Origin of the sequence: Pseudomonas sp. CFSAN084952 (genome assembly GCF_009648855.1) — a bacterium.
GTDB lineage: Bacteria > Pseudomonadota > Gammaproteobacteria > Pseudomonadales > Pseudomonadaceae > Aquipseudomonas > Aquipseudomonas paracarnis.
In genome coordinates this window covers 1,705,550-1,731,665 of the sequence record NZ_CP045767.1, presented here as the reverse complement: position 1 = coordinate 1,731,665, position 26,116 = coordinate 1,705,550, and the positions used below count along the sequence as shown (strand labels likewise).

19 protein-coding genes are annotated in these 26,116 nt (G+C 60.5%); 10 read left to right on the top strand and 9 right to left on the bottom strand.

Features of this window, described 5'->3' with window-relative positions:
• Window positions 1–6: 6 nt before the first annotated feature.
• On the bottom strand, window positions 7–984 hold the full coding sequence (locus GH769_RS08000; RefSeq protein ID WP_003190663.1) for a thiamine pyrophosphate-dependent dehydrogenase E1 component subunit alpha: 978 nt from the start codon (window positions 982–984) through the stop codon (window positions 7–9).
• A 307-nt stretch (window positions 985–1,291) separates the two neighbouring features.
• Here GH769_RS08000 and GH769_RS07995 point away from each other — a divergent pair, with 307 nt between their 5' ends.
• Entirely contained in the window at window positions 1,292–3,154 is a 1,863-nt protein-coding gene (locus tag GH769_RS07995) for a sigma-54-dependent Fis family transcriptional regulator (protein WP_032903530.1), read from the top strand.
• Between the two features lie 41 nt (window positions 3,155–3,195).
• Here the strand turns inward: GH769_RS07995 and GH769_RS07990 are convergent, their stop codons facing one another.
• Complete coding sequence (locus tag GH769_RS07990) at window positions 3,196–3,975, bottom strand: acetoin reductase (protein ID WP_003190660.1); 780 nt, start codon at window positions 3,973–3,975, stop codon at window positions 3,196–3,198.
• 191 nt (window positions 3,976–4,166) lie between these two features.
• On the opposite strand from GH769_RS07990, the gene GH769_RS07985 reads away from it, so the two are divergent.
• Window positions 4,167–6,326 (top strand): TonB-dependent siderophore receptor, encoded by a 2,160-nt coding sequence (locus GH769_RS07985; protein WP_032903531.1) that lies wholly within the window; start codon window positions 4,167–4,169, stop codon window positions 6,324–6,326.
• Here the strand turns inward: GH769_RS07985 and GH769_RS07980 are convergent.
• Window positions 6,316–7,446 carry an MFS transporter gene (locus GH769_RS07980; RefSeq protein ID WP_032903532.1) on the bottom strand — a complete coding sequence of 377 codons (1,131 nt, stop codon included), beginning with the start codon at window positions 7,444–7,446 and terminating at the stop codon, window positions 6,316–6,318. The genes GH769_RS07985 and GH769_RS07980 overlap by 11 nt on opposite strands.
• A gap of 98 nt (window positions 7,447–7,544) precedes the next feature.
• Here GH769_RS07980 and GH769_RS07975 point away from each other — a divergent pair, with 98 nt between their 5' ends.
• A complete protein-coding gene (locus GH769_RS07975; protein WP_032903533.1) occupies window positions 7,545–8,315 on the top strand; it encodes a helix-turn-helix domain-containing protein in 771 nt (256 codons plus the stop codon).
• A 5-nt stretch (window positions 8,316–8,320) separates the two neighbouring features.
• Here GH769_RS07975 and GH769_RS07970 read toward each other — a convergent pair whose 3' ends face one another.
• From GH769_RS07970 to GH769_RS07955, 4 genes are all read right to left on the bottom strand, one after another.
• Window positions 8,321–8,758, bottom strand: coding sequence for a carboxymuconolactone decarboxylase family protein (locus tag GH769_RS07970; RefSeq protein ID WP_019817347.1), 438 nt, complete (start codon window positions 8,756–8,758; stop codon window positions 8,321–8,323).
• Window positions 8,759–8,851: 93 nt separating this feature from the next.
• Complete coding sequence (locus tag GH769_RS07965) at window positions 8,852–10,297, bottom strand: mechanosensitive ion channel family protein (protein WP_153649609.1); 1,446 nt, start codon at window positions 10,295–10,297, stop codon at window positions 8,852–8,854.
• Window positions 10,298–10,463: 166 nt separating this feature from the next.
• Window positions 10,464–11,330 carry a pirin family protein gene (locus GH769_RS07960; RefSeq protein ID WP_032903535.1) on the bottom strand — a complete coding sequence of 289 codons (867 nt, stop codon included), beginning with the start codon at window positions 11,328–11,330 and terminating at the stop codon, window positions 10,464–10,466.
• A gap of 76 nt (window positions 11,331–11,406) precedes the next feature.
• A complete protein-coding gene (locus GH769_RS07955; RefSeq protein WP_014718125.1) occupies window positions 11,407–12,612 on the bottom strand; it encodes a multidrug effflux MFS transporter in 1,206 nt (401 codons plus the stop codon).
• Between the two features lie 100 nt (window positions 12,613–12,712).
• On the opposite strand from GH769_RS07955, the gene GH769_RS07950 reads away from it, so the two are divergent.
• The 7 genes from GH769_RS07950 to GH769_RS07920 all read left to right on the top strand — a co-directional run bounded on the left by GH769_RS07950 (window position 12,713) and on the right by GH769_RS07920 (window position 23,512).
• Window positions 12,713–13,819: an efflux RND transporter periplasmic adaptor subunit gene (locus GH769_RS07950; RefSeq protein ID WP_014718124.1), complete on the top strand. Its 1,107-nt coding sequence runs from the start codon at window positions 12,713–12,715 to the stop codon at window positions 13,817–13,819.
• Window positions 13,820–13,821: 2 nt separating this feature from the next.
• Window positions 13,822–16,896, top strand: coding sequence for an efflux RND transporter permease subunit (locus tag GH769_RS07945; protein ID WP_032903536.1), 3,075 nt, complete (start codon window positions 13,822–13,824; stop codon window positions 16,894–16,896).
• Between the two features lie 134 nt (window positions 16,897–17,030).
• Window positions 17,031–21,719 (top strand): RHS repeat-associated core domain-containing protein, encoded by a 4,689-nt coding sequence (locus GH769_RS07940; protein ID WP_372242397.1) that lies wholly within the window; start codon window positions 17,031–17,033, stop codon window positions 21,717–21,719.
• Window positions 21,716–22,027, top strand: a complete 312-nt coding sequence (locus GH769_RS07935; RefSeq protein WP_032903703.1) for a contact-dependent growth inhibition system immunity protein — start codon at window positions 21,716–21,718, stop codon at window positions 22,025–22,027. The genes GH769_RS07940 and GH769_RS07935 overlap by 4 nt, the downstream gene beginning before the upstream one ends.
• A gap of 51 nt (window positions 22,028–22,078) precedes the next feature.
• Window positions 22,079–22,363: a hypothetical protein gene (locus GH769_RS07930; RefSeq protein WP_074059145.1), complete on the top strand. Its 285-nt coding sequence runs from the start codon at window positions 22,079–22,081 to the stop codon at window positions 22,361–22,363.
• Window positions 22,357–22,773 (top strand): hypothetical protein, encoded by a 417-nt coding sequence (locus GH769_RS07925; RefSeq protein ID WP_019819573.1) that lies wholly within the window; start codon window positions 22,357–22,359, stop codon window positions 22,771–22,773. The genes GH769_RS07930 and GH769_RS07925 overlap by 7 nt, the downstream gene beginning before the upstream one ends.
• 379 nt (window positions 22,774–23,152) lie before the next feature.
• Window positions 23,153–23,512, top strand: a complete 360-nt coding sequence (locus GH769_RS07920) for a hypothetical protein (protein WP_032903701.1) — start codon at window positions 23,153–23,155, stop codon at window positions 23,510–23,512.
• A 191-nt stretch (window positions 23,513–23,703) separates the two neighbouring features.
• Here the strand turns inward: GH769_RS07920 and GH769_RS07915 are convergent, their stop codons facing one another.
• Window positions 23,704–24,933: a M20/M25/M40 family metallo-hydrolase gene (locus GH769_RS07915; RefSeq protein WP_020303175.1), complete on the bottom strand. Its 1,230-nt coding sequence runs from the start codon at window positions 24,931–24,933 to the stop codon at window positions 23,704–23,706.
• Between the two features lie 48 nt (window positions 24,934–24,981).
• On the bottom strand, window positions 24,982–26,040 hold the full coding sequence (locus GH769_RS07910) for a diguanylate cyclase (RefSeq protein ID WP_014718118.1): 1,059 nt from the start codon (window positions 26,038–26,040) through the stop codon (window positions 24,982–24,984).
• Window positions 26,041–26,116 lie beyond the last annotated feature (76 nt).

Here is a 26,116-nt window from a genome sequence, read left to right as displayed (position 1 = left end):
TTGGTATCAGCGGTAGGCCACGTAAACGTCGCTTAGCAGGTCGGCGGCCTGGGGCTTGGGATCGGTTTTGGCCAGGCGTACGGCGTCTTCGATCAATTGCGCCACTTCACCGTCGATGCGCTCGAACTGCGCTGCATCCAGCCAGCCTTCGGCATGGCAGCGCTGACGGAACAAGGCCAGGCAATCGGCGTTTTCACGCAGGTTTTTCACTTCGTCAGCGCCGCGATAGGTTTGCGCATCGCCCTCGAAGTGCCCATAGAAACGGCTGAGCTTGACCTCGACCAGCGTTGGCCCGTCGCCTTGGCGCGCCCGCTCCACAGCAACGCCGAGTGCTTCATGCACCGCGAAAAAATCATTGCCGTCGACGATCACCCCCGGCATACCAAACCCGGCGGCGCGCTCAGCGATGTCTTTGCAGGCCACCGACCAACCGGCGCCAGTGGCCTCGGCATAACCGTTGTTTTCGGCGACAAACAGACACGGCAGCTGCATGATCGACGCCAGGTTCATCGCTTCGAACACGGCACCTTCGTTGGAGCCACCGTCGCCAAAAAATGCCACTGCCACGCCCTGGCTCCCCTTGAGCTTGGCAGCCAGCGCCGCCCCCGCGGCCAACGGTGCGCCGGCACCGACAATGCCGTTGGCGCCGAGCATGCCTTTCTCTTGGTCGGCGATGTGCATGGAGCCGCCCTTGCCGCCGCACACGCCGGTTTTCTTGCCATAGATTTCGGCCATCATGCCGAAGACGTCGACGCCCTTGGCGATGCAGTGTCCGTGGCCGCGGTGGTTGGACGCGATGCAATCATCGTCATTGAGGTGCGCCATGACGCCAGCGGCGCAGGCTTCCTGACCGGCATACAGGTGAACGAAACCGGGGATCTCGCCGGTGGCGAACTCCACATGCAGGCGTTCTTCGAAATCGCGGATGGTGCGCATCACGGTGTAGGCATGCAGTAACTGATCGGTGCACAGGTGGGTGGACATCTTGTTGTTCTCCAGGTTGTCTCGACGCACAAAAAACTGGCTGCGGCCAGTGCCAAGCTGTTCAGCACAGCTTGTGCCAACCGTCGAGAAAACCTGGCAAAGCCTTGATCCAGAGCCGTGCAACACAGCGATGCCCAGGCAAGTGGTCGACTAAATGTGAGACGCAACCACGCAGTTCGACCCTTGAGTCTCAGCGGCATGAGACGCAGCGTCTCAATGCAGGCGTTGGTCAGGGTGCCCTTGTCCGTGGGCACACATGCGCGCTTAATGACGCGCATAACAACAAAGCTTGAGAACCGGAGGCTTTATGCTCGCCATGAACTCCAGGGAGCATGTCGACTGTGTCAGCCGCGTGGTCCGCAATGCCGAGCGCCTGCCCCAGGCGCCCGTGCCGTCGCTGATCTTCGATTCGTGGCGGCGGTCCATGGAGCAACACCGCCTGGACCCCGGCTCCCTGCAAGGTCCACGTATCCTCAGCGAACCCTTGCTCAAGGAATGCCGCGAGCGCGCCGAGCTGTTCATGCGCATCGCCGGCGAAGAAGTCGCACAGTTGCACCATCGCGTGCGCCATGCCGACTACTGCGTGATGCTCACCGACGCCCAGGGCCAGACCATCGATCACCGTGTCGATGCGAGCATTCGCACCGACTGCCGCAAGGCCGGCCTTTACCTGGGCACCTGCTGGTCGGAAGCCGAGGAAGGCACCTGCGGCGTGGCCACGGTGCTGACCAATAAAACGGCGGTAACGGTGCACAAGCGTGATCACTTTCGCGCAGCGTTTATCGGCCTGACGTGTTCGGCTGCGCCCATCTTCGACCCGCAGGGCCACCTGTTGGGTGTGCTGGATGTCTCGGCGCTCAAGTCGCCGGATGACCGCGGCAGCCAGCACCTGATAAGGCAGATGGTGGCGCAGAGCGCCCAGGCCATCGAAAACGCTTTTTTCATGCACAGCGCCCGGCAGCACTGGGTGTTACAAGCCCATAGCACTCCAGGCTTTGTCGACAGCCAACCCGACCTGCTGCTGGCCTGGGACCAGGACGGACGTCTGCACGCCTTGAACAGCAAGGCGCGTCAAGCCCTGCGCTTGCGCTTTGGCCAGCTGCCTGAGCATATCGGCGAAGTGTTCGATGTGGATGCATTGCGTGCAGCCACTGATCAGTCAACCCGGCAGTTGCACTGGCTGGGCAAGCCCGACGCGGTACACGTGAGGGTCAATGCACCCCGACGCCCCTCGGTTCGGGCGCTGCCAGAGACTCAAGTCGACCCGCGGATCCAGGAGCACCTGCGCTTGGCTGCGCGGGTCAAGGACCGCAACCTGCCCGTGCTGGTGCAAGGTGAAACCGGCGTCGGCAAAGAAGTCTTCGCCCGCCAGTTGCACGAGCACAGCGCGCGCCGGCACGGGCCGTTTGTGGCGGTGAACTGCGCGGCGATTCCGGAGAGCCTGATTGAAAGCGAGCTGTTCGGCTATTCGCCCGGCGCCTTCACCGGAGCCTCCAGCAAAGGCATGAGCGGGCTGCTACTGCAAGCCGAAGGCGGTACGTTGTTCCTCGACGAAATCGGCGATATGCCGTTGGCGTTGCAGACACGGTTGCTGCGGGTGCTGGCCGAGGGTGAAGTCGCGCCGTTGGGCGCAGCGAAAACCCGCGTGGTGAACATTCAGGTGATCTGCGCCAGCCACCGCGATTTGGCGGCGCTGGTCAGCGCGGGCCGATTCCGTGAAGACCTGTACTTTCGCCTGGGTTGTGCGCGCTTCTGCCTGCCGCCGTTGCGCGAACGCACCGATAAGCTGGCCCTGATCAATCGGCTGTTGGAGCAAGAGGCGCGTAACAGTGGCGTGTCGTTGGGCATCGGCCAGGCCACACTGCAATTGCTACTGGGTTATGCGTGGCCGGGCAATGTGCGGCAACTGCGGCATGTGCTGGCGTACGCCTGTGCGGTGTGCGAAGGCACTACGCTGCAAGTGGTGGATTTGCCGATTGAAATCCGGGGCGAGCAGCCTCAAGGGCTGGAAGAGCAAAGCGCCAGCCCCGAGCGTCAAATGGTTCTGGATGCGTTGATTCGCCATCGCTGGAAACCCTCGCCTGCGGCACAGGCCCTGGGGATTTCAAGGGCAACCCTGTACCGACGCGTGAACCAACTGGGTATTGATATGCCCGGCAAAACCCACTGATACAAGGGATCGACTCCCACGCAGGCGAGTCGACCACGCTGTCAGCGGTAGACCAGGCCACCGTCGATCAACGGCGCCTGCCCGGTCATATAGTCTGCGTCCGGGCCTGCCAGAAATGCCACAAACCCCGCCACATCCTCCGGCGTTTGCGCACGGCCCAAGGCAATCCCATCCACGTACTGCTTGTAGGTTGCCCCCACCTGCGCCCCGGTAATCTCGGCCATGCGCTTGTCGATCTCAACCCACATATCGGTGCCCACCACACCGGGGCAATAGGCGTTTACCGTGATCCCCGCGCTCGCCAGTTCCTTGGCCGCCGCCTGGGTCAAGGCGCGCACCGCGAATTTGCTCGCCGAGTAGACCCCTAACAGCGCAAAGCCTTCATGCCCTGCGATTGAACAAGCATTGATGATTTTGCCCTTGTGCTTGAGCGCCTTGAATTTGTTGGCGGCCGCCTGGATCCCCCACAGCACGCCCTTGACGTTGATATCCAGGGTGCGCTCGACCTGCTGCGGGCTGACATCGAGCAATGAGTCGATCTGCGCCACTCCGGCGTTATTGACGATGATGTCGAATCCGCCCAGCGTCTGGTGGGCATGCTCTACCGCAGCCGTCACCTGTTCGCGTCTGGATACATCAGCGATGAACACAGAGGCTTTGCGGCCGGTGGCGACGATTTCGGCGGCCACGGCGTTGAGCTTGGCGCCGTCAATGTCCACCAACGCGACATCGGCGCCGTCCTGTGCAAGGCGCATGGCAATAGCCCGGCCTATGCCCTGCCCGGCGCCGGTGACCAGCGCGACTTTACCTGCGATACCCATGACAATCTCCTGAAACGATGAGGGGAGCCTTGTCTATCGCAAGCCGGCGCCTGGCTGTCGAGCCGCAACAGGATCGGCATCGGAGCTGAGACGGGTTGTCTCGCCGTGCGAACCTTGCGCGAAAGCTTGTAAAAGGCCGCGCTTATGCCTAGCTTAGGCGCCCCCCGCCCAGCGCTTTAAGGCCTTGCCCCATGGTTTTGCGTTTTCGCCCCGTCGTCACTTCACGTTTCGCCCTCGGCCTGTTGCTCAGTGGCGGCATCGGCAGCAGCCTGGCCGCCGAGATCGAGTTGCCGACGGTAAAGGTTCAGGGCCAGGATGAGTCGGGCTACCGCAGTGAAACCGCGTCGGTGGGCGGCTTTGATGAAGCGCCGCTGTTGGACACCCCCGCCTCGATCACCGTGATCAACGCCGCGCTGATCAAGGACCAGCAGGCACGCTTGCTCAGTGAAGTGCTGCGCAACGATGCCTCAGTGGGCGACAGTTATGCGCCTATCGGTTATTACGAGAATTTCGTGGTGCGTGGCTTTTCGCTGAACGCGGCCAGCAGTTACAAGATCAATGGGCGCACCATCACCGGCGAGCAGAACGTCGCGCTGGAAAACAAGCAGCAGGTGGAAGTGCTCAAGGGCCTGGCCGGTTTGCAGAGCGGCATTTCCGAGCCCAGCGGGGTGATCAACTACGTGACCAAACGCCCCCAGGATGTGCGCTCGGTGACGGTGTCCACTGATGATCGTGGCAGTGGTTACATCGCCACCGATGTCGGCGGCTGGTTTGGCAGCGAGCAGCAGTTCGGCCTGCGCGCCAACGTCGCCCATGAAGACCTCAACTCCTATGTGGAACACGCCAACGGCCAGCGCGATTTCGTGTCCCTGGCCTTTGACTGGAACATCAGCCCCGACGCCGTGCTGCAACTGGACGCCGAATACCAGAACAAGCAACAGCGTTCGGTACCGGGGTATCAACTGCTGGGGGGCACCGAAGTGCCCCACGGTGCTTCACCGAAGAAGCTGTTGGGGCACCAGACGGGCGGCAAGCAGGTCGGGATTGATTCGCTGAACCTCAACGGCAAGTTCGAGTACCGTTTCAGCGATCAGTGGAAAGGCAGTGTCAGCGCGGCGCGTAGCAAGGTGGTGATTGATGACTACAGCTCGTTTGCCTGGGGTTGCTATGGTTCGGCCAGTTGCAGTGCCGCCAGCGTGCCGAACTACTTCAGCCCCGAAGGCAATTACGACGTCTACGACTACCGCAGCCCGGACGACACTCGCCGCGACGACGAAATCCAGGCGGCCATGACCGGCCTGTTCGACACCGCCGGCATCGGCCATGAACTGACCTTTGGCACCAGCGCGTTTCGCCGGGTGATCGACAAGCGTGAGTCGGTCAACGACCCCATCGGCAGCGGTAATATCAATCAGGATACGCCAAGCTTCGAACCTACCAAAAAACCGCTGAACGACAGCCACCGCAACCTCGACAGCCGCCAGTACGGCCTGTTCGTCACCGACCGCATCCGCTTCAACGAGCAATGGCAAACCATTCTGGGCGGGCGTGAAGTGCGCCTGGATGAAAAGGCTTTCGACGAGAACGGCACTGAGTCACGGCATACCCAGCGGTACGTGTTCCTTCCCCAGGCCTCGCTGATCTATAAGCCGATTGAGAACATTTCGCTGTACACCAGCTATAGCAAAGGCCTTTCTCTGGGCGGTGAAGCACCGTGGACAACCACCAATGACGGCGAAACACTCGCCCCTACCGTCTCGCGCCAGATCGAAGCCGGGGTGAAATACGACTGGCGCCGTATCAGCTTCGCCGCCGCCGTGTTCCAGACGCGCCAGGCTTACCAGTACGCCAAACCCGAAGGTGACACGTTCAACTACGTGCAGCAGGGCCAGCAAAAAAACACCGGCATTGAATTGTCCGCCAACGGCTGGGCCACCGACCGTCTGCAGATCGCCACCAGCGTGGCCGCGATCCGAGCGCGGGTGAGCGGCAGCGGCACGCCGGCGTACGAAGGCCATCAGGCGATCAACGTGCCCGAGCTGCGCGCCAGCGTGTACGCCGACTACGCCCTGCCCTGGGTCAACGGCCTGGCGGTATTGGGCGGCGTGCAATACAGCGCCAAGAAGTCTGCCAATCGCACCGGCAATGTGGAAGTGGGCGACTACGCGGTGGTCAACGTCGGTAGCCGCTACACCACCAAGGTCGATGGCTACGAGACCGTGTTTCGCCTGAGCGTCGATAACCTGTTCGACAAGCGCTACTGGCGCGACGCCGGCGAATACATGGGTGATGACTACCTGTTCCAGGGTGCACCGTTGACCGCGCGCCTGAGCGCGTCGGTCAACTTCTGAATAGCCGCGACGTGGCCAGCCACAACGCCGCCAAAGCGCACACCAACAGGCTCCAGCCAAGATCCTGGGACCAGGTCACCAAAGCCAGCCCGCCACCAATCACCAGGTAGTACAGCAAGCCAAACAGGGCGGCGGCGGTGCCAAGGCGGTCACGGTAATCGACCAGGGCCGCCCCCAGCACGTTGGGAATCGCCATGCCGAAGGCCAGCACCACCAACAGCATCGGCCACACCAACAGCCAACTGTGCTGCAGGGCCAACACCAACAGACTCCCCACCACGGTCACCGCGGCGGCGACAACCACCAACCGCTCGCCGCTCCACCCATGCTTGAGCAAGGCTTTGTTCAGCCATGCACCCGAGCCGGAGCCCAGCGCCAGCAGCACACCGCTGTAACCAAACTCGGCGGTGGAACGCCCCTGCTGCGCGAAGATAAACGGCCCCACGCTGTAATAGCTGAACAGCGCAATATTGAACGCCGCGACCAACCCGACCGAGCGCCATACTCCAGCATCCTTGAGCATCAGGCCGAGCGTCTGGCCAAGGGCGGCGGTGGGCAGCGATGCCGGACGGGTCTCCGGTAAGGCCCACCAACACCAGCCCCATAACACCCCCGCGAGCATCAGCAACGTGCAGAGCACACCGCGGTAACCGAAAAACTCCACCAGGCTCGCACCGCTGAACAAGCCGACAGCAGGACTGGCCGCCAGCGCAACGCCCATCAAGGAAAACACCTGGGCCAATTCGGCACCGTGGAAACGGTCACGCAGCACTGTCTGCGTGACCACCGACCCCACGGCCGCACCCAATGCCGCGCAGGCCTGGGCCAGCAGCAAGGCGTTGAATGTCGTCGCAGTCAAGGCCAGCGCCGAAGCGCCCACATAGACTGCCAGCCCCATCAGCATCACCGGCCGCCGCCCCAAACGATCACTCAACCGGCCCCACACCACCACGCCCAGGGCGAAGGCGAGGAAATACACCGACAAGGTCTGCCCCGCTCGCTCGGGCGCGACATCAAAGGCCCGGCCGATATCGCCCAAGGCCGGGCTGTAAAGGGTCTGGGCCAACTGCGGGAACATCAGCAGGGCCATGGTCAGCGCCAGCAATTTTTTAAACGTCATCACAAGATCCCTCCATAAACACAACGGACGGATTCTAGGACGCGCCAGCTGGGCTATTATCCAGACTTCGACACTTTATCCATCAAATCGGACAACCCATGGCCTGGCTTGCCGCTACCGCGTCTTTCAACCCCGATGTTTACTCAGCGCCCGTGATCGGCATCGCGGCGGTGTTGGGCAATCACGATTCCGGCCTGCATGCGCACCAGCGCGGGCAACTGCTGTTCACCCAGCAAGGTTGCACGCGCATCACCCTAGACAATCAACTGTGCCTGTTGCCACCTAGCCGCGCAGCCTGGATCCCCAGCGGCCTGCCCCATCGTGCGGTGATGCAGCAGGCGGTGGACTATCGGTCGGTGTATGTGAGTGCGGCCCTGGCCGAGCAATTACCGGCCCAGGTGCGGGTGATCGAAGTGAGTGCCTTGCTCAGGGCAGTGCTGGAGCCCATGGCCCTGGCGCCGTTCGAGACTGATTGGCAGGCGGGTCGCTATGCCCATTTGTTGGGGCTGTGCCTGGATGAAATCCGCCACGCAGCCGCACAACCCATGCTGCTGCCGTTGCCACGGGACAAGCGCCTGGCGCCGCTGCTAGCCCAGCTCGACCGCCTGCCCCCCACGCTGCAGGACCTGGAACAGCACATTGGCGCCAGCACCAAGACCATCGGCCGGATTTTCCTCAAGGAAACCGGCCTGGGGTATCAGCAATGGCGCCAACAGTGGCGTCTGATGCGGGTGATCGAACTGCTCGCCACCGGGCGCAGCCTGGGCTACTGCGCCTTTGAACTGGGCTTTGCCAGCGACAGTGCACTGATCGCCTTTTTCAAAGGCATGACCGGCACCACGCCGCGCAGCTATTTCAAAGCCAACTGACGGCCTTACTTGGGCATCTTGCGAAAACCCACCGCCAGGCGGTTCCAGCTGTTGATGGTGGCGATGGCGACGCTCAGGTCGACTTGTTCCTGGGGGCTGAATTGGGCGGCCAGTGCGTCGAAGTCTCCATCCGGGGCGTGGGTCTGGCTGAGTAGGGTCAGGCTTTCGGCCCAAGCCAGGGCGGCGCGCTCGCGCGGGGTGAAGAACGGGGTTTCACGCCAGGCCGACACGGTGTACAGGCGCCGCTCGGTTTCGCCGCCCTTGCGTGCATCGGCGGTGTGCATGTCCAGGCAGAACGCGCAGCCGTTGATCTGCGATACGCGCAGGCGCACCAGTTCCAGCAGTGGCAGTTCGATGGAGAGTTTGCCGACTGCCGCTTCCAGGGCGAGCATGGCTTTCATGGCGTCTGGGGAAGCGGTGTAGAAATCGGTACGGGTTTGCATGGTGTTGCTCCAGGACAGTGGGATTGGTGAGCAGGTTAGTCACCCCGGCGTCCTGGAGAAATAGCCAATCCGGGCGAAGAACAGGTGACCAATCTACAGGCCGCGGTTCCTCAGCCACTGGATGAAGCCCTTCTTGACCGGTACCACGGGTGCGTCTTCGGTCAGGGCCTGGGCAGCATGGCGGCGGAAGTCCAGCAGCGCCTTCATGGCTTCGCCGATATCATGCCGGGCGTCCAGGCACGGCTTGAGGTATTCGTTTTCGATGCGGTAGAGCGTGCAGTAGGTCTTGGCCGAAAAATCCGCCAGCACCGCCTGGTCGGAGAGAATGCCGGACTCACCGATCACCTCCCCCGGGCCCATGCGCCCTGCCTCGAACGTGTGCCCGTCCTTGATCAACAGCACCGAGACCACGCCGGACTCGATGATGAACAGGTGATCGCTGACCTCCCCCGCCGCCAGGATCATCTCACCGGCGCGGTAGGTGTGCAGGGTCATGTTCTGGCTGAAGGTGTCTTTTTCTTCCTGGCGCAAGGTGGAGAAGATCGTCGAGCGCTCCAGCAAGGCGCGGGCGCCAGACACCGCAGGCGGCGTGCTGCCTTCGGTGGCGGACAACAGGCCCACGCCCGCCGCCTGCAAATGCCGGTAGGCCAGGTCGTAAAGCTGGTTGCGGGTTTCGCGCTTGAGGCCCATGGCCGGCACAAAGCCGCTGATCTCATACTCCACGCCACTGCCGGTGGACGCCTTGAACGCGACGCTGGGCGCCGGTTGGGCCAGCAACGGCCGGCAGCCCTGCATCGCACGTTCCAGCGCTTCGATCACGGTTTGCGGGCGCGCATGTGGGCTCACTTGCAGGCTGACCGCCAGGCCGAACATGTCTGCCGGGCGCGAGAAGTTGATGATCTTGGCCTTGGCCGCCAGGGAGTTGGGGATCACCGCCAGGCTGCCCTGGGAGGTTTGCAGGCGCGTGGCGCGCCAGTCGATGTCGGTGACGCGGCCTTCGGTGCCGTCGATGGAGATCCAGTCATCGATCTGGTAAGGCTTGGTGGTATTGAGGACGATCCCGGAAAACACATCGCTCAGAGTGCTTTGCAAGGCCAGGCCGACGATGATCGCCACGGCGCCCGAGGTGGCCAGCACGCCCTTGACCGGCAGGTCGAGCACATAGGCCATGGCGGCGATGATCGCAATGAGGAAAATCACCGCGCCCATCAGGTCCTGCAACAAGCGCCCGGTATGGCCGACCCGCTGCATCATCACTGCGCCGAGCAATACCGTGAGGGTGCGCGCCGCAAACAGCCACCAGCCGATCTGCAATGCCGTGGCGGCCAGGTGCAAGGTGGTGTCATCGGCATAGGGCGCCGCCTGCATGGGGTTCATGCCGTCGTTGAACAATACGACACTGAACACCGCAAAGATCACTAGCCGCGCTGCGAGTTTCCAGTTGGCAAGGTTTGGGGAAATAAGGCGCCACACGGCGATGTCGATCAGGATCAACGCCACGGCGCACAGCATCGGGTGATCAGCGATAAATGAGGGCATCCAGGCGACTCCAGGGCGAATGCCGAGAAGATCGCATGAAATCAGAACCCTGGAAACAAAATGTGGGAGCTGGCTTGCCTGCGATGCACACACCGCGGTGTATCAGCTACACCATGATGATGCTATCGCAGGCAAGCCAGCTCCCACAGGGGGTGGCGGTGAACCGTCAGGCGTGCATCTGCCCGAATTTTCCCGACTGGAAGTCGGCAAATGCCTGGTGAATCTCCTGCTCGGTATTCATCACGAACGGACCGTGGCCGACGATGGGCTCGTCGATGGGTTCGCCGCTGAGCAGCAGCACCTTGGCGTCGTCGTTGGACTCCAGGGTCAGTTGCTTACCGTCGCGCTCGAACAACGCCAGTTGCCCCTGGCGTGCGACTTCCTCGCCGTTGATCAACAATGTGCCGCTGAGCACCACCAAGGCGGTGTTACGCCCGGCGTGCAGGTCCAGCGTGACCGCTTTACCGGCGTTGAGGCGCAAGTCCCATACGTCTATCGGCGTGAAGGTGCGGGCCGGGCCTTGAGTACCGGCAAATTTCCCGGCGATCAGGCGCAGGTGGCCGGCGTCGTTTGCCAATGGCAGCACCGGAATGTCGCCATCGACGATGGTCTGGTAACCGGCATCCGCCATTTTGTCCTTGGCCGGCAGGTTGACCCACAGTTGCACCATCTCCAGTGCGCCGCCACTACGAGCGAAGTCTTGGGAGTGAAACTCTTCGTGCAGGATCCCTTTGGCTGCAGTCATCCATTGCACATCGCCCGGGCCGATTTTGCCGCCGGCACCGGTAGAATCGCGGTGCTCGACTTCGCCGTTGTAGACGATGGTCACGGTTTCAAAACCGCGATGCGGGTGCTGGCCGACGCCGCGACGTTGTTCAGTCGGGGTGAATTCGGCCGGACCTGCGTGATCCAGCAACAGGAATGGGCTGATGTGCTTGCCCATGGTGTCGTAGGAAAACAGCGTGCGTACCGGAAAGCCATCACCGACCCAGTGGGCGCGGGGGCTGGTGTAGATACCAATCAGCTTTTTCATGGTGTACCTCCAAAGTGAGTACACCTTAAATCGCCTCACCCTTGAGCACTAGCCGGTAAAAATGGCCCTGATCGTTCTATATATAGGACAGCGTTTTAACCTGGCGTTGGCGCAGCAGTTGAAAGGCAACCAGTGCCGACAGTGCAAGCCCGGCCTGGATAATGATCATCGGCGCGGCACTGCCATCGCGTAACTGGCTCAGCAGCAACCCGCTGCACGTGGCGCCGAACATCTGTGCAAATCCCATGAGCCCGGCGGCTAAACCCGCACGGTGCGCATTGGGCATCACGGCCCCGGTAACGGATCCCGGCAGCACCAGGCCGCCGCCGAGCGTGACCAGGGCGATGGGAATATCCAGCCCCACTACCGACAACCCGAACACTAGGTAAATCGCCAGGGCTGCCACCCCGCCCACCGCCACCATCGTCACACCCATCGCCACAATGCGCTGCGGCCCCAGGCGCTGAATGTTACGCCGGGTGTAGGTGGAGCCGACGATCAGCATCGACACAATCAGCCCGAAGTTGAGCCCGTACTCAAGGCTGCTGAACCCCAGCAGATTGATAAACACCGCCGATGAACCCGCGATCACCGCAAACATCGCGCCATAGGTACACGCCAGGGCCACCGCGTAAGCACGGTACTGGCGCCCCTTGAGCAGATCCAGATACTGCCCGCCGAGGGTGCGCCAGTGTGCGGCCCTGGGATCGAGGTGATGATTGCTCTCGCGAAAGAACAGCAGCGCCAGCAATAACACCAGGCTGCCGATCACCAACGCCAGGGCGATGGGCGCACGCCACCCAAGTAATTTGATCAGCAAGCCCCCTGCTATCGGCGCAACGACGATGGCATACAACATGCCGATCATCGTCAGCGCCAGGGCCGGGCCTGCCTCGGCTTTCCACACATCGCGCACCACGGTGCGCGCTAGTACCAGCGCGGCGCACGCGCCCAGGCCTTGCAACACCCGAGCGGCGATAAACTGCTGGATGTCGGTGACCAGCAGCATCGCCAGCGTCGCCACTACGTAGAGCGCCAGGCCCCCGATCAAGACTGGCCGCCGGCCGATGCGATCCGACAGCGGCCCGAACAGTAGCTGCCCCAGGCCAAAAGCAGCAACGAACGCCGACAGCGCCATCAGTGCCGAGCCTTGCGGCGCCTGCAGCGCGTGCTCGATGGCACCCAGGCCGGGGATGATCAGTTGCGTCGAGACTTCACCCAATGCGGTGAGGGCAACCAGCAAGAACAGCAAGCTGCGTGAGGGTGCCGGGGCGTTTGCCATGGGGAATATCCGGGGGCTGGATTAATTTATATTTCGACCATAATATGAGCAAAAAATTATGTCCATAATTTTTTGCCCTATGGTCACCCTGGAGTTCGTCATGCCCCCTCTCCCCCTGCGCCTTCTCACGCCCCTGGCTCTGCTGGTGGTCCTCAGTGGTTGTAACAGCAAGGCCGACAGCGCCGCCCAGGCGCCCACATCGCGCCCGGTGCTGGCCGTCAAAGTCGAAGCAGCCGGCACCCAGCAAAGCGCTTATACCGGCGTGGTGGCGGCACGCACTGAAAGTGACCTGGGCTTTCGGGTCAGCGGCAAGGTGATCGAGCGCAAGGTCGACCCCGGCCAGCACGTCTCCCGTGGTGACACCCTGTTGGTGCTGGACATCGGCGACTTCGAACTGGCGCTGCGCTCGGCCAAGAACCGCGTCAACGCCGCCCAGGCCCAACTGCGCCAGCGCCGTGATGATGAAAACCGTTACCAACGCCTGGCCAGTACCGGCGCGGTGTCGCGGCAGATCTTCGACCAGTCGGCCACCAACCTGCGCGTCGCCCAGGCCGAACTGGCCGCGGCGCAATCGGACGCCAGCCAGATCGAAAACCGTCGCACTTATTCGGTCCTCAAGGCCGATGGCGACGGCATTATCACCGACGTACTGGCCGATCGCGGCCAAGTGGTGGCCGAAGGGCAAATCGTGGCGCGCCTGGCCCATGACGGCGCCCGCGAAGCCATCGTCAACCTGCCGGAAAACCGGCGTGACCTGGCCGCGCAAAAAGCCCTGGCGCTTCCCTTTGGCGCAGCGGACCAGGCCGTGACCGCCACCCTGCGCGAACTGTCCGCCAGCGCCGACCCGGTCACCCGCACCTACCGCGCACGTTATGTGCTGCAGGGTCCGGTCGAGCGGTTCGCCCTCGGCTCCACCATCACCGTACGCCTGCAAGGCAATGGCCAGCCGCTGCAAACCCGCGTGCCGATTGGCGCCTTGCAGGATGCGGGGCAAGGCACGGGCGTCTGGCTGATTGGCGATGACCAAAAGATCAGCTTCGCCCCAGTGAAGGTCGCCAGCCTCGGCCAGGAAGACGCCTTGCTCGACAGCGGCGTAACACCCGGCCAAACCATCGTCGCCCTCGGCGCTCACCTGCTGCACAGCGGCGACACGGTGCGCTTGCTGCCCGCCCAGGCGCTGGCCCTCAACCGTCAGCAGGATCAATGAGTATGCGCGGGATCAACCTCTCCGAACTGGCCGTCAAACACCGCGCCGTCACCCTGTTTTTGCTGATTGCGATCCTCGTCGCCGGGGTCTTCGCGTTCGGCAAGCTGGGGCGCGCCGAAGACCCTTCGTTTACCGTCAAGGTCATGACCATCACCGCCGCCTGGCCCGGCGCCACCGCCCAGGAGATGCAGGAGCAAGTGGCCGACCGCCTGGAAAAACGCCTACAGGAACTGGACTACTACGACCGCGTCGAGACCATCGCCCAGCCAGGCTTTGTGTCGATGCGCATGACCTTCCTGGAGTCCACACGCCCGAGCGAAATCCAGGAACTGTTCTACCAGACCCGCAAAAAACTCAGCGACGAAGCCACGCGCCTGCCCAAGGGCGTGATCGGGCCGTTTTTCAACGATGAATATTCCGACGTGTACTTTGCGTTGTACGCCCTGGAAGCCGAACACCTGCCCCATCGCCAACAAGTGCAAATGGCCGAGGAGCTGCGCCAGGGTTTGCTCAACCTGCCAGGGGTGAAAAAGGTCAATATCCTTGGCGAACAGGCCCAACGCGTGTTTGTGGAGTTTTCCTATGAGCGCCTGGCAACCCTGGGCATCAAGCCCGAACAGATCTTCGCCGCCCTCGCCGCACAAAACGCCGTGGCGCCCTCAGGCTTCGTCGAAACGGCGGGCGCCCGCGCTTATATCCGCATCGACGGCGCGTTCGACAGCCTGGCCTTGATCGAGAACGTGCCCCTGCAAGTCAATGGCCGCGTATTGCGCATCGCCGATGTGGCCACCGTGAGCCGCGGTTATGAAGACCCGCCCAGTTATCGCATCCGCCATCAGGGCGACCCGGCGTTGATGCTGGGCGTGATCATGGAGAAGCACTGGAACGGCCTGGAATTGGACAAGAGCCTGCAAGCCGAAGAAGCGCGGATCCAGGCCGACCTGCCCCTGGGCGTGAATTTCGCCAAGGTCTCCGACCAGGCGAAAAACATCAGCCTGGCGGTGAATGAGTTCATGCTCAAATTCTTCGTCGCCCTGGCCGTGGTGATGCTGATCAGCCTGCTGGCCCTGGGCTTTCGCGTGGGGCTGGTGGTGGCGGCGGCTGTGCCGCTTACGCTGTCGATCGTGTTCGTGATCATGCTGGTCACCGGCCGCGAATTCGACCGCGTGACCCTCGGCGCATTGATTATCTCCCTGGGCCTGTTGGTGGACGACGCGATCATTGCCATCGAGATGATGGTGGTCAAACTCGAAGAAGGCTTTGACCGCATCCACGCGGCCACCTACGCCTGGAGCTCAACAGCGGCGCCGATGCTGACCGGCACCCTGGTCACCATCATCGGTTTTCTGCCGGTTGGGTTTGCGCGTTCCGGGGCGGGTGAATACGCCGGCAATATCTTCTGGATCGTGGGTTTCGCCCTGATTTCATCCTGGCTAGTGGCCGTGGTGTTCACGCCTTACCTGGGCGTGAAGTTGTTGCCGCAGATCAAGCCAGTGCCCGGCGGGCATGATGCGATTTATGCCGGGCGCTACTACCAGACACTGCGCAGCCTGGTGGAGGCCTGCGTGCGCGGGCGCTGGCTGGTGACCGGCATGGTGGTGGCCGCGTTCGTGGTGTGCGGCCTGGGTATGGCGGTGGTGAAGAAACAGTTCTTCCCGGATTCCGACCGCTCGGAGCTGATTCTGGAAGTGTATATGCCACCCGGCAGCGCCTTCAAAAGCACCGAAGCCGTGGCGGCGCAGGTGGAGAAGGCACTGTTGCAAGAGCCGCAGACCAGTATGGTCGACACCTATGTGGGCGGCGGTGCACCGCGGTTTTTCCTATCGTTGAACCCTGAAATGCCCGACCCGGCGTTCGCCAAGTTGATCGTGCAAACCCCGAACTCTCACGCCCGCGACGCGCTGAAACTGCGGATGCGCGAGCGCATTGCGGCAGGCGAATTTCCGTCGGCGCGGGTACGGGTCACGCAGCTCGTCTTCGGCCCGCCGGTGCCGTTCCCGGTGGTGTTCCGCGTCTCCGGGCCGGACCTGAATGTGCTGCGCGGGCTGTCGGAAGACGTGCGTCAGGTTGTGGCTGGCAACACGCTGACCAGGGACACCTTCCTCGAATGGGGCGAGCGTGCCAGCGGTTATCGCCTGGTGCTGGACCAGGATCGCTTGCGCTTGCTGGGTTTTACCCCCGACGAGGTCAAGTCCCAACTCAACGCCCTGCTCAGCGGCAACCCGATCACCGAAGTCCGCGAAGGCAACCGCACCGTCTCAGTGGTGGCCCGCGCCCAAGGCAGCCAACGCGAAGACCTGGCCAACCTCAACAACATGACGCTGACCAACAGCGCCGGTACGTCGGTGCCGCTGGCCCAGGTCGGGCATTTCCAGCCGGTGATGGAAGAACCGATCCTCAAGCGCCGTGACCGCGCCACCACCGTGGAGGTACGCGCCGACATCATCGACGGCGTACAACCGCCCGATGTGGAAATGGCTGTGTACAAAGACCTGCAACCGCTGATCGCCAAGCTGCCCAGCGGTTACAAAATCGACATCGGCGGCCCGGTTGAGGAAAGCGCCAAGGCCAACGTGGCCCTGGCGGCGCTGTTTCCGATCATGATCCTGCTGACCCTCACGGTGATCATGTTCCAGGTGCGCTCGTTCGGCGTGATGTTCATGGTGTTCGCTACCGCGCCTTTGGGCCTGATTGGCGCAGTGCCGACCTTGTTGCTGTTCAACCAGCCGTTCGGCTTCAACGCAATTCTTGGGCTGATCGGCATCGGCGGCATTCTGATGCGCAACACGCTGATCTTCACCGACCAGATCCGCCAGAACCAGGATCACGGCATGGCGATTCGCGAGGCCATCATCGAAGCCACGGTGCGGCGTGCGCGGCCGGTGATCCTTACCGCACTGGCGGCGGCGCTGGCGTTTATTCCGTTGACGTTGTCGGTATTCTGGTCGTCCCTGGCCTATGTGCTGATTGGCGGGGTGTTGGTGGGCACGGTGTTGACCCTGCTGTTTTTGCCGGCGCTGTGCAGCCTGGTGCTGCGCGAAAAAGCTGCTGAAACGTCCCACGTAACTGCCGGATAAGCTCTACTCCCCTCCTCTTTCAACCGCTGCAAAGTCCCTCGCCTGATCAAACAGTGCGAGGGATTGCAGATGGTGGTGTTCGTTAGAGCCCTGATGAATGGGGCTGTCTCTTGATCTCGGTGCTGGCCAACCTGATGCTGGTGCCGATGGATCCCGAAGCGCCGAAGGTTGAGCGCGTATTCGCGGATTTCCGCACCTGCCTGAATACCTTTGATACGTGGGCCGACAGCTTTTTAAGTGGTTCGGCACTTAGCGTGGAGCAGGTGTTCAAGGTTGGGGAAGACGTCGCACTGGTCGCGCCGATCTCTTCCGACAAGCCCAGCCGCACGGTCGCTCAATGCAAAGCCCAGGGCGGGCTGACCTTGGTACATCTGTTCGAAAGCACGCAGTTCGTGCCTATCGGCAACACGCCCGTGAGGCTGCAAGCCGTTGCACAGGACGGCAGCCCGGTAGGCGCGCCACTGCATCGGACCATTGGCCCCAGCGGCATTCTTGAAGTCAGCGACTGTAGCCGCGACCAACAGTACGAAATCACCTTTTACCCCACTGTTTCCAAGGCTCACGTCCAGGCGCTGTATGCGTCCTATGAGTCTGTGATCGCCGGGCTGGAAGCGGATTTGCGCACGGCATGGGCCGAGCACTTCAAGCCTCGATGGGCAGACTTTGCCAAAGCGCCAGCCTACAAGCGTAGCGGCATTCAGGGCATTGCCTTTGCGACCGGGCTGGGCAAGGCGCTTTACAACCTGTGGGACAACATCACCGAGCTGTACGACCTGCTCGCCAACCTCAAGTCCAACAGCGAAACGTTGCTGAAATACCTGTCCCAGGCCGAGCTGGATGCACTGCTCAAGCTGGGCAAAGACACGCTGGCCAAGGGGTTGCTGGTACTCAGTGATGAGCCGCTGTTGTTTATCTACCTGTCGGCGCTGGAGGCCTGGGTACGCATGCTGCCGCCACCCGACATGTACGAACTGCTGGGTGAAATCACCGGCGAAGTGTTGATCAACTTGCTGCTGATCTGGGCCACACGGGGTATTGGAGTACAGCTGCGCCTGGGTGCTCAGGTGCTTAGTGGCGTCAAGTCCGGGCGGGCGCGGGCGTTGTTGGAGTTGCTGGCCAAGCAAGTAGTGGGGCCTCGGCTGGAAACCCATGTGGAGGCCGCCAAGCCGGTGTTGCTGAGCAGTGCGGCGACGCCGATTAAGACGGTGCCGGCTGTGCCGTTGAAGGCGGGCGATACGCTGGTTTCGAACCCGGTGCCGATGGTGCGCGGCAAGGCCCAGCGCACGACGTTGGTTCGTCAGGAGCCTGTCGATGATGTGCCGGCCATGGCGTCGAATCCGAAGGGCGATGCGGCGGCGCCTGCGGATAAAACGGTCACCCATGGTTGCCCGGTGTCGATGGTCACCGGCGAGGAGTTGCTGACCCTTACCGACGGCGCGCTGGATGGGATCTTGCCGTTTGAGTGGACGCGGCTGTATCGCACTAGCGCGGTGGAGGTCGATTGTGGGCTGGGGTTGGGTTGGAGCCATGCGCTGGCTCATCGGCTGGTGGTGTCGGGCGATTCGGTGGTGTGGACCGATCATGAGAACCGCCATACGCAGTTTCCATTGCCCAGCGACTCTCGGCCCGCGATTACCAATAGCCTGGCGGAAGCGGCGATCTATTTGGGTTCGGCGCCTGACGAGTTGGTGCTGGCCCAGGCCTCGCGTTTTTATCACTTTCGCGACGGTGTACTGACTGCGATCAGCGATGCGTATGACAACCGTCTACGCATTTGCCGTGATCGTTCCGGGCGGATTGAGCGGCTGGATAACGGCGCGGGTCGCTCGTTGCTGTTGCGTTATGAGCTGGATCGCATCGTTGCGGTGGACTACCAAGTACATCGTGCCAAAGGGCGAGAGCCCTACGTGTGGGAGACCGAGCAGAACCTTGTTTCCTACGCCTATGACGAAGACGGACGACTGGTTTGCGCGACCAATGCTGTCGGGGAAAGCGAGCGTTATCGATATGACGATCAGCACGTCATTCTTGAGCGCCAACTGGCCGGTGGGGCGAGTTTCTTCTGGGAATGGGAACGCGCGGGCAAGGCGGCGCGCTGCGTCCGGCATTGGGCAAATTTTTCGCAGATGGACACGCGTTATGCCTGGGGCGATGACGGGCGTGTCACGGTGCATAACGCCGATGGTAGCCAGGAGGTGTATGTCCATGATCAGCGGGCGCGGCTGGTACAGAGGATTGATCCGGATGGTGCCACGCATTTCAAATCCTACGACGACCAGGGCCGGCTGACCGTCGAGCAAGACCCTATGGGCGCGGTGACGGCCTATCAATATGACGACGCCGGACGCTTGGTGGCGCTGTTTCCGGGGGAGGATGAGCCGACATCCTACGAGCATGACAATGGGTTCGTACGAGTTGTGCGCCGTGGTGAGGCGGTCTGGAAATATGAGCGTAATGAGCAAGGCGATGTAACGCGTAGGGCCGATCCCGATGGTGAGGTTACTGACTACAGCTACAACAAACAGGGACAACTGGCCGGTGTTTGGTATCCCGACAGCAGTTGCCATCGGCTGGTGTGGAACGAGCGTGGGCAGTTGCTTGAAGAGCAATTGCCCAACGGCGGGATCAAGCGTTATCGCTATGACGATCTAGGCCGGCAGATTGCGCGTGAGGATGAGCATGGGGCTCAAACTCAATATCAATGGGATGCCGTCGGGCGTCTGCTAAAGCTGATCGAGCCCGGTGGTGGTTGTAGGGAATTCAGCTACAACCCCTACGGCAAAATCATCGCCGAACGCGACGAACTCGGCCACGTCACCCGCTACGAATACGCCGACGGCCTGCACCTGATCAGCCGCCGCCTCAACGCCGACGGCACCCAGATCAAGTACCGCTACGACAACACTCGGCTGCTGCTCACCGAGATCGAAAACGAAACCGGCGAAACCTACCAACTCGACTACCACCCCAACGGCCTGATCCGCCAGGAAACCGGCTTCGACGGCCAGCGCACCGCCTACGCCTACGACCTCAACGGCAACCTGCTGGAGAAGACCGAATACGGCGACGATAACAGTCAGCTAATCACCCGTTACGAGCGCGACCACGCCGGGCGCCTCATACGAAAAACCCTGCCCGATGCCAGCGTTGTCGACTATGCCTACGACCGCCAAGGCAACCTCCTCAGCGTCGAAGACGGCCACTGGGCGTTGGCCTACGAATACGACCGCCAAAACCGCCTCACCGCCGAACACCAAGGCTGGGGCACCCTGCGCTACGGCTACGACGCCTGCGGGCAGCTTAAAACCTTGTGCCTGCCGGACAACAACCGCGTCACCTTCAACCACGACAAAGGCGGCCACCTCGCCACCGTCGAACTCAACGGAGAAGTGCTCACCTCCCATCTGTTCAACAGCGGCCGCGAACACCAGCGCCAGCAAGGCCAACTGCTCAGCCACTACCACTACGACGACCAGAGCCGCCTACACGCCCATGCGGTAACCCAACAGCAAAACCATTTTTACCAACGCCAGTACGACTACGACAAATCCGGCAACCTCACCCGCCTGCTCGACACCCGCAAAGGCGAACACCGCTACCACTACGACCCCCTCGCCCGCCTGACCCGCGCCGACCACTCCCAAGACGTACAGGAACGCTTCGGCCACAACCCGGCGGGCAACCTGCTCATGCAAGACCGCCCCGGCCCCGACATCGTCGCGGCCAACCGCCTGATGATCCAGGGCGACCGCCACTACGACTACGACGCCTTCGGCAACCTCATTCGCGAACGACGCGGCAAAAGCCAGCAACTTGTCACTGAATACCGCTACGACTGCCAGCATCGGTTAGTCGGGGTTACAACGCCCAACGGCCAAACCGCCAGCTATCGCTATGACCCATTTGGACGCCGCATCAGCAAAACCGTGGACGACAAAACCACCGAGTTTTTCTGGCAAGGCGACAAGCTGATTGCCGAACACCATGCAGAGCGCCATCGCAGCTACCTCTACGAACCCGGCAGCTTCCGCCCATTGGCACTATTGGACGGTTTCGGCCCAAAAGAAACCAAGCCCTACCACTACCAACTCGACCACCTGGGCACCCCGCAGGAACTGACCAGCCCCGAAGGCGAAATCGTCTGGTCCGCCCACTACCGCGCCTACGGCCAGATCGCCCGGCTCGACGTGGGCAAAATCGACAACCCACTGCGGTTTCAAGGGCAGTATTTCGATGCGGAAAGCGGGCTGCATTACAACCGCCATCGCTACTACTATCCAGATATTGGTCGCTACCTGACGCCAGATCCGGTGAAGTTGGCGGGAGGGATCAATGGGTACCGGTATGTGCCCAATCCGACGGGATGGGTAGATCCCTTAGGGCTGAGCTGTAAGGTTGGAATTTGTCCTGGCTCAAAAATCGACGCTCCAGCAAAAAAAATACCCAGCGGCGTACTAGACGGGCATGAAAAAGCAGGCGGACATCTGATTAAGAAGCACGTAGAGCGGACTGACTATCAATTGGTAGAAAGGCTTGAGGTGGAGCCACATATACCTGCAGCGTCTACGTTCAAAACTTTAGAAGACGCAGAAGCACTTGTATCCAAAAGCTTGGCTTCGCACAGTCAGGAAATATCCAAATTCCTACAAGGAACGAAGGACAAGCATATTATCAGAGAGCATTCGAGCCAACCCGTAGGGTTGAGCGTTATAAGAGGCACCACAGAATCCATACCTGTTTATAAGTTTATGCTAGTTTTAATTCGAAAACCAAAAATGCCAGACGGCTACCTTTTACTGACAGGATACCCAATAGAAAAATGAACAACCAACTAACTGAACTTCAGCAATTCTTTGGAGCTTACTTCCATCAAGACTGGGTAGATGAGCACGCCACAGCTGACGAGGTCATTGATGCTTTTCTACTAGTCTCATCTACGGATGTAATCATCACCGTAAAAGAAGAAATTCTAGAACTGCTCAAATACTATACAAACGAATCAAATCTTTTGGAGAACCTGCTACACAAACAGTATTGCTATTATTATTATCCGCACGAGTGGGCATCAGGGCCGCTTTGGCTGAGCCACATCGTAAGAAAAATTGAGAACCACTTACTCCTCATACAATAATCGATCGCCCCCCCTTAAACAAATCAGCACCGCCACTAAAGGAAAAATCCTATGCAGTTAAGTACGCAGTTTAAAAGTCATCGAGCGCAACTCGCTGTACTAAATGAGGTAACCACCAGAGCAGAACGCAACCTACCGCCTTTTACCGGGGAAGATTACTACGGCAACCCAGTTGTCCGAATCGAAATGCAGGGTTGCGGAAGAGGATACATACCAAACCCTTCTGACCGAAACAATCCAATACTTGATGAAAACATGGATGCAGCGATCGCAAAATTTGATCGCGAAACCAAAGAACTTTATACCGTATTCCCTGTGGGTAATGACCAATGCTGAAACACCCTTTTCTAGATATCCCGTACGCACCGAAACTTCGGCACTTACTCAGCCCGTTCGATATTTATGATCGCGAAGAGACTTTAGGTGAAGAGTTTGCACGTTACGACATCAACCTTGACACAGACAGAAGACGACTGATCAAAAAATACATAATTGAGAAATCTTCAGATCTAAGCTATCGACATCGCAAGGTTTTATGCGACAAATTGGGGGCTGCACTTAGCGACGAAACCTTTGATTTTTCGCACTTATTGAGACAGGCTCCCGGCTATTATTGCACCCTGCCGTGGGGATGGAGTGAAATGGACAATCCAAAAGGTTTTTTCGAAGAAATTTATAGATTAACTAATGAATGGTGGAAAGAAGACCTCCAAAAAGCCAGCCTCGAAGACCCTGCCACATGGTGACTTCCACATTGAATACACCGAGTACTCAATGTGGGACGGGGCAAGCCCTAATGCCAATCAGTCAAGCGAACACAACGCTCAAATCAACAAATACCAAATGTGGGAGCTGGCTTGCCTGCGAAAGCGGTACTGCAGTAACACATGCAGCGACTGACGCGCCGCCTTCGCGGGCAAGCCCGCTCCCACAGGGGGATCTGCGCTTACCTGGAACTCCTCCCACATTCAAACCCGCTTCGCTTTGCAATTCAATGATCTGTATGGAGAAGTTTATAGGTGAAGGGTATAAAAGGGATAAATCAGAATATGGAAAACAGAGATAAGCCTTTGCGCATTTGAATGAAGACAGAAACCTCTTTACTGCTTACATGGACTTTTAAACATGAAAAGTCAACCACAGCTATCAATACTTAAAGGATTATTATTTACCTACTGCATCGAAAACACCAGAGATGCGGACCGAGAAGAGCTAATTACCTCTATAAACGTGAACCATCACGAGGAACTCACATGGTTATTCAACCAGCTAACCAAGCCTGAATTCATCAAATATAAGCAAGATGAAAGAGAATGGCACATCAACACACTCCAGCATTTTCTCAGCACGGACGAAAATTTTGAGTCCGTATTTTATCTATTTGACACTTACTTCGAAGATGAAATCGTCGACAACAGAGCCTTTATGAAAACATTGCTTGAATGTCTAATTCGTTATCACGCTCAAGCGACAGCAGACGAATAATCCAACAAAACCAAGCGAACACGATCAAATGTGGGAGCTGGCTTGCCTGCGAAAGCGGTAGTGCAGTAACACATGCAGCGACTGACACACCGCCTTCGCGGGCAAGCCCGCTCCCACAGGGAATCTGCGTTTGCCTGAGGGGCATTCCTCCCCCATTCAAATCTGCTTCGTTCGATCATCCAGTGTTCTGATCAGCGCTTGGACAACTCCATAATCATCCGACTCAACAAATAAACCCGCGGCACCACACTCTCCACCTCGGCATATTCCTCCGCCGTGTGAATATTGCCCCCCACTATCCCAAACCCATCCAGCGTCGGCGTGCCTACACCGGCGGACAAGCTGGCATCCGCCGCGCCGCCGCTGCCTTCGATGGTCAACTTGCGTCCCAGTTCGCCATAAATCCCTTGGGCCATCGCCACCAACTTATCCGACTCGGCCGTCTGCGGCATCGGTGGCAGGCCGCGCTGCAGGCTGGTGTTCACTTCGGTTTCCGGGATCAATTTGTTGGCTGAAACCCGGGCCAGGTCTTTCTCGATCCGGTCGAACTCTTCCGGCAAGGCCGCACGCACGTCGGCCTTGGCGGTGGCTTGGTCAGGGATGACGTTGGTGCGGTCACCGGCCTTGAGCACGGTGAAGTTGATGGTGGTTTTCTTGTCTTCATCGCCAAGTTTGCCCAGTTGCAGGATCTGGTGCGCGGCTTCCATGGCGGCGTTGCGTCCCAGTTCCGGGGCGACGCCGGCGTGGGCGGCCTTGCCTTTGACTTCGACCACGGCGGTGGCGCTGCCTTTGCGCCACACCACCAGGCCGTCGGCGGGGCGGCCGGGTTCCAGGTTCAGGGTCACGTCGTGGCCCTTGGCAGTGTTGCGGATCAGTTCGGAGGCGGCGTCGGAGCCGGTTTCTTCGCTGGCGTCGAGCAGGAAGGTGATCTGCGCGTAGTCCTTGAAACCCTGGCTTTTGAGGACTTTGAGCGCATAGATGCCCGCGACGATGCCGCCCTTGTCATCCATCACGCCGGGGCCGTAGGCGCGGCCGTCCTTGATGTGGAAGGGGCGCTCGGCAGCCGAGCCTTCCTTGAATACGGTGTCCATATGGGCCATCAGCAGGATCTTGGCCTTGCCGGTGCCTTTGAGGGTGGCGACCACATGGCTGTTGTTGGCGGCTTTATCCGGCACCAATTCGATGGTGAAACCCAACTGTTTCAACTCGTCCACGGCGATATCGCGCACTTGGGTCAGGCCCGGCTCGTAGCCTGAGCCCGAGTCGATATTCACCAGGCGCTCCAGCAGCTTCAAGGCTTGGGCCTTGTATTGTTCGGCCTGTTGCTGGATCTGTTTATGAGGCTCGGCGCTGTAGGCCGGCAGGCTGAAAGACAAGGCCAGGGTAGCGGCCAACAGGGTACGCGGGAAGGTGAAGAACATGGACCGATCCTTGTTTTTTGTTGGAGGGTGCCCCGCCACCCTACCCCACTAAACTGACCGCAACCAACTGCCCTGTACCGAGCTGACCCGGTTGCGCCCGCTGCTCTTGGCTTCATACAGCGCCTGGTCGGCATCGTTGAGCCAACTGATGGAGTCGGCGTGGCTCGGCTGATACGGCGCCAGGCCGATGCTCAGGCTCACTCGCAGTGTTGGGTCCTGGGCGTAGGCCAAGGCGTTGAAGCGACCGCGCAAGGCCTCCATCACCTCGGTGGCACGGTTGAGGGGCATATCGGGCAGGATCACGCAGAACTCATCACCGCCATAACGGCCGGCCAGGTCGGTGGTGCGCAGGTTCTGGCGCAGCACCTTGCTCAGTTGGCGCAGGACGATATCGCCGGTCACATGGCCGTAGGTGTCGTTGATGGTCTTGAAGTGGTCGATGTCGATCAACGCGATGGCGGCACCGGCCGGGCCACGGCGGCAACGTTGAAATTCGAGGTCCAGATGGTCCTTCCAGGCGCCGTGGTTGAGCAGGCCCGACAGGCTGTCGGTGCGGCTCAAGGCCAGCAGTTCACGTTTGTGCCGGGCCAAGGTAACGGCCTGGCGATAGCAGATCCATCCCAGGGCCAGGGGATACAGCATCAGGATCGGCAGGCAGGCATACAGCTGGGCCTGGGTGGTCAGGGCGACAAACCCAGGTGTGAACAGCAGCAACGCGGTGCCCAGTCCCAGTGCCTGCGCCACCCAACCCGCGAACAGGAAGCGCGGCCCGCCGATGGCGACGTTGTTCATGCTCATCATCGACAGGGTGGTGACGCTGGGCAGCGGGTTGAAGTGCATCGCGCCAACCCAGAACCCACCGCAAAAGGAATCGAACAGCAGGCTGCGGCGTTCGCTGCGCAAGGTATTGGCCGAGCGCAACGAGCATTGAAAAGCCAGGTGCGGCCACGCAAAGGCATTGACCAGCATCCAAGCCCATACCCACAGAGAGGGGTTCAACGGATACATGCCGAACGCCACGCACACAAAGCCGAGCGTCAGCCCCAGCAGGCGAGATTTGTACAAGCGCAAAGCGAGCGGAAGTCCTTTTCCTCCGACGGCTGGCATGGTGGGGGCGATCCTGGGTGAATGCCTGGAGTCTAACAGGGCGACGTCAAATCGCCACTACCGCTTATTGGCTAAT

What these genes read in the sequence shown, in the direction of transcription:
- GH769_RS08000 (WP_003190663.1), bottom strand. Translation starts at nt 984, where the DNA reads ATGTCCACCCACCTGTGCACCGATCAGTTACTGCATGCCTACACCGTG.
- GH769_RS07995 (WP_032903530.1), top strand. Translation starts at nt 1,292, where the DNA reads ATGCTCGCCATGAACTCCAGGGAGCATGTCGACTGTGTCAGCCGCGTG.
- GH769_RS07990 (WP_003190660.1), bottom strand. Translation starts at nt 3,975, where the DNA reads ATGGGTATCGCAGGTAAAGTCGCGCTGGTCACCGGCGCCGGGCAGGGC.
- GH769_RS07985 (WP_032903531.1), top strand. Translation starts at nt 4,167, where the DNA reads ATGGTTTTGCGTTTTCGCCCCGTCGTCACTTCACGTTTCGCCCTCGGC.
- GH769_RS07980 (WP_032903532.1), bottom strand. Translation starts at nt 7,446, where the DNA reads ATGACGTTTAAAAAATTGCTGGCGCTGACCATGGCCCTGCTGATGTTC.
- GH769_RS07975 (WP_032903533.1), top strand. Translation starts at nt 7,545, where the DNA reads ATGGCCTGGCTTGCCGCTACCGCGTCTTTCAACCCCGATGTTTACTCA.
- GH769_RS07970 (WP_019817347.1), bottom strand. Translation starts at nt 8,758, where the DNA reads ATGCAAACCCGTACCGATTTCTACACCGCTTCCCCAGACGCCATGAAA.
- GH769_RS07965 (WP_153649609.1), bottom strand. Translation starts at nt 10,297, where the DNA reads ATGCCCTCATTTATCGCTGATCACCCGATGCTGTGCGCCGTGGCGTTG.
- GH769_RS07960 (WP_032903535.1), bottom strand. Translation starts at nt 11,330, where the DNA reads ATGAAAAAGCTGATTGGTATCTACACCAGCCCCCGCGCCCACTGGGTC.
- GH769_RS07955 (WP_014718125.1), bottom strand. Translation starts at nt 12,612, where the DNA reads ATGGCAAACGCCCCGGCACCCTCACGCAGCTTGCTGTTCTTGCTGGTT.
- GH769_RS07950 (WP_014718124.1), top strand. Translation starts at nt 12,713, where the DNA reads ATGCCCCCTCTCCCCCTGCGCCTTCTCACGCCCCTGGCTCTGCTGGTG.
- GH769_RS07945 (WP_032903536.1), top strand. Translation starts at nt 13,822, where the DNA reads ATGCGCGGGATCAACCTCTCCGAACTGGCCGTCAAACACCGCGCCGTC.
- GH769_RS07940 (WP_372242397.1), top strand. Translation starts at nt 17,031, where the DNA reads ATGCTGGTGCCGATGGATCCCGAAGCGCCGAAGGTTGAGCGCGTATTC.
- GH769_RS07935 (WP_032903703.1), top strand. Translation starts at nt 21,716, where the DNA reads ATGAACAACCAACTAACTGAACTTCAGCAATTCTTTGGAGCTTACTTC.
- GH769_RS07930 (WP_074059145.1), top strand. Translation starts at nt 22,079, where the DNA reads ATGCAGTTAAGTACGCAGTTTAAAAGTCATCGAGCGCAACTCGCTGTA.
- GH769_RS07925 (WP_019819573.1), top strand. Translation starts at nt 22,357, where the DNA reads ATGCTGAAACACCCTTTTCTAGATATCCCGTACGCACCGAAACTTCGG.
- GH769_RS07920 (WP_032903701.1), top strand. Translation starts at nt 23,153, where the DNA reads ATGAAAAGTCAACCACAGCTATCAATACTTAAAGGATTATTATTTACC.
- GH769_RS07915 (WP_020303175.1), bottom strand. Translation starts at nt 24,933, where the DNA reads ATGTTCTTCACCTTCCCGCGTACCCTGTTGGCCGCTACCCTGGCCTTG.
- GH769_RS07910 (WP_014718118.1), bottom strand. Translation starts at nt 26,040, where the DNA reads ATGCCAGCCGTCGGAGGAAAAGGACTTCCGCTCGCTTTGCGCTTGTAC.